3 protein-coding genes are annotated in these 2,651 nt (G+C 45.9%); all 3 read right to left on the bottom strand.

The annotated features are described in order from the left end of the window. Nucleotides 1-52: 52 nt before the first annotated feature. Entirely contained in the window at nucleotides 53-1,324 is a 1,272-nt protein-coding gene (locus H1R82_RS14355) for a phage tail tape measure protein (RefSeq protein WP_258873917.1), read from the bottom strand. A 188-nt stretch (nucleotides 1,325-1,512) separates the two neighbouring features. Continuing rightward, entirely contained in the window at nucleotides 1,513-1,905 is a 393-nt protein-coding gene (locus H1R82_RS14350) for a hypothetical protein (protein ID WP_181732026.1), read from the bottom strand. Next, nucleotides 1,905-2,495 (bottom strand): major tail protein, encoded by a 591-nt coding sequence (locus H1R82_RS14345; protein ID WP_181732027.1) that lies wholly within the window; start codon nucleotides 2,493-2,495, stop codon nucleotides 1,905-1,907. The genes H1R82_RS14350 and H1R82_RS14345 overlap by 1 nt, the downstream gene beginning before the upstream one ends. Nucleotides 2,496-2,651: the final 156 nt, after the last annotated feature.

The following is a 2,651-nucleotide window of genomic DNA, read 5'->3' as shown; positions in this document are numbered from 1 at the left end:
ACGGTGCGGGGTGGTGTTCCCCGTTACCTCGGTGTTGGCATATGAATCAATTTCACGCCGATTCACTTAGCTTCCACCGATTTTGCCCGGTTTTATTTCGGCACAACTTCCGTTTACCGAAAATAGCTACACCAAGAGTGTTTCTTTTTGTTTCGTTGTCTACGTTGTTCAATGCTTGGGCAACCTGAACCATTGCTTGTTTTCCGGTTTCACCACCTTGGGCAACCGCTTGCCCCCACTGCTGCAATTGCTTCGCCGAAATATTCGTTCCCTCCAGAAGCTCCTTAACGGCTTTCGGTACTTCCTCGCCAAACTCAGCGAGCCTGATTCTTCCTTCTTTCAAACCATCAAGCAAGTTGTCTATGTTCCAGGTTCCAGTGTCAATGCCCGCAGCGAAAATCGCTTGGATCTCCTCTGCTTCATATCCTGCCATCCTCAATTGCAAGCCATATTCACTGATGATGTCCAATTGCTCAGGGGGGAAACCCATTTTTAAAAGCGCGTTCACTAATCCAAGTGCTTCATCATTACTGATTTCTAACGACTTTGATACTTCGTTGGTTTCCTGAATTAATTCCGTGAAATCAATGCCGGCATATGCTCTAGTGATCGCCGCCGCCCCTTTAACAATCCGGGCGTTGGCTTCATCAGAAGCGTTGGCATTAAGGGCCCATTGGCGGCGGACGCCTTCAAGCGCTGCTTCCTGGTCCCCAATGTAGCTTGTTACTGTTTTTACTGCGCTTTTAACAGACTCGACAGATTCAGCCGGCACATCCATGGATATTTCAATGCTTGTATTTAACGATGATAAATCCAACGCCGCTGCTACAGCACCCGCCGCGCTTGCAGCGCCAACAGTCTCGAGCTGGTTTCTTAATTCCCCTGCAGCTTCTTTTGCTTTGTCAAGACTCTCGGCAACTCGGTCCGCATCTCTTCTAGTGTTCTTCAGGGCTTTAGTTTCATTAACAGATTCCAGCTCCCGCTTAAATTTGCTTAATTGGGCTTCGGTGAACTGGATCTCACGCCGAAAAGCGCGGTATTGATCCGCCCCGATCTCACCACGCTGGAATTGTTGTTCAACCTGTGCCTGAGCTGCTTTGAGACGGTTTAATCGCTCTGTTGTGTTTTCTATTTGCTTAGCTAAAATTTGTTGTTTTTGTGCCAGGGCTTCAACATTGCCTGGGTCTAGCTTTAAAAGGCGTTCCACATCACGGAGTTCTTTTTGAAGTTCCCGACTTCGTTTATTTACATCCGAAAGTGCTTTGTCCAGCCCTTTTGTTTCTCCATCCAGCTCAATGGTAATCCCTTTGATTCGTTGGGCCATCAACTCACCTCCTTAAAAGGCATCAAAATCCGCTTGTGTCGCTCGTTTCACTGACTGTTTATGTTTCTTCGGGTTGTTCATCTCGACATACTCTTCGATATAGTCCAAACACATTGTGATTGTCATTTCTTCCAGATCAGCCCGATTCAGACCGCAGTGTTTGCATATAAGGAGAAAACTCTCTGTCTTTATCGGCTCTTTTGATGCTGGTGGCGAGTCTTTTTTTTAGTCCCCATTACTCCTTCTAAAAGCTCAAACAAGTCAGGTAAGACGTCTTCCAATGAAAACATATCAAATTGATCAAACCAAGTTTCAGGATCTGGGATAGACTTATCCGCATTCTTAGCCATGGTCCATATCAAGTTGTAAAAAACTTCAAAGTCTACATGATCGATATATTTCAATGCATCTTGATCAACTTCGTCTTTATCTAGATCCAAATCTTTTAGCGGGAACAACTTAAGAAGTTTTAAGATGTCACTGAAAAAGTCGCGCCCAAATTGTGACTTATAGCGAATAGGAAGCGCGGCCGTAGCTTTTAGCCGCACTTCTTTCCCATCAATCGTTACCGTTTTTTCCATTAGCTTTCATCTCCTCCACCACCGCTACCATTTGAACCTTCATAAACCGCATCATACCAAGCATCGTAAACAGCAGCAGGCGTTGTCTCTGTTGTCTTCGTCTTGACTGCGCCATCCGTAGAACGTGGACTGGCGGTGAATGTCAGCTCGTTGGGTTGTACTTCCACCGTGTCCGTCTTTGTTGCACCTGAGATCGTCGGGCGGTTTGCCGCACAGTTGTACAGAACGTGGCGGACCGCTTTTTCGTCTCCGTCGAACTCAAAAAGTAAAGCAAATGGCTTGCCTTTTAAGGTCACTTTTTCTGTTAAAACCATATCTGTTTCATCTTTTTCCTCTCCCAAACAATCCACTGCGAATTGTTCAGGGATAACGGCGATAGAAAGCGTTCCCTCATATCCTTGGTTGTTGCCGGCTGAATAGTAAAGAACATCATCAGCGTAGAATTCCACCATATCCCCGCGAGGCTCAAGGGACAACTCCACTGCTCCAGGGATCGGGACGGGAGTATCATAAGTGATACTCCCGTCTTCCTCTACCGTGAACGTCGCATAATGCACGTTTTTCAGGCCAAACTGCACACGGTTTGCCATTTAAACCACTCCTATTTCGTAAACTTTTTGGAACAAGCGTTCCGATTCAATATAAGTTTCTGTTGTCTGATAAGGGAGATCGTTTTCATCAAGCAAATCCTCAAGCATCGCCTCAGCTTCCAAATCCTTTTTTTCTGTTTGACACTCCACACGGCT

The organism is Thermoactinomyces intermedius, from assembly GCF_013912365.1.
GTDB lineage: Bacteria > Bacillota > Bacilli > Thermoactinomycetales > Thermoactinomycetaceae > Thermoactinomyces > Thermoactinomyces intermedius.
This window is presented reverse-complemented; position numbering and strand designations above follow the sequence as displayed.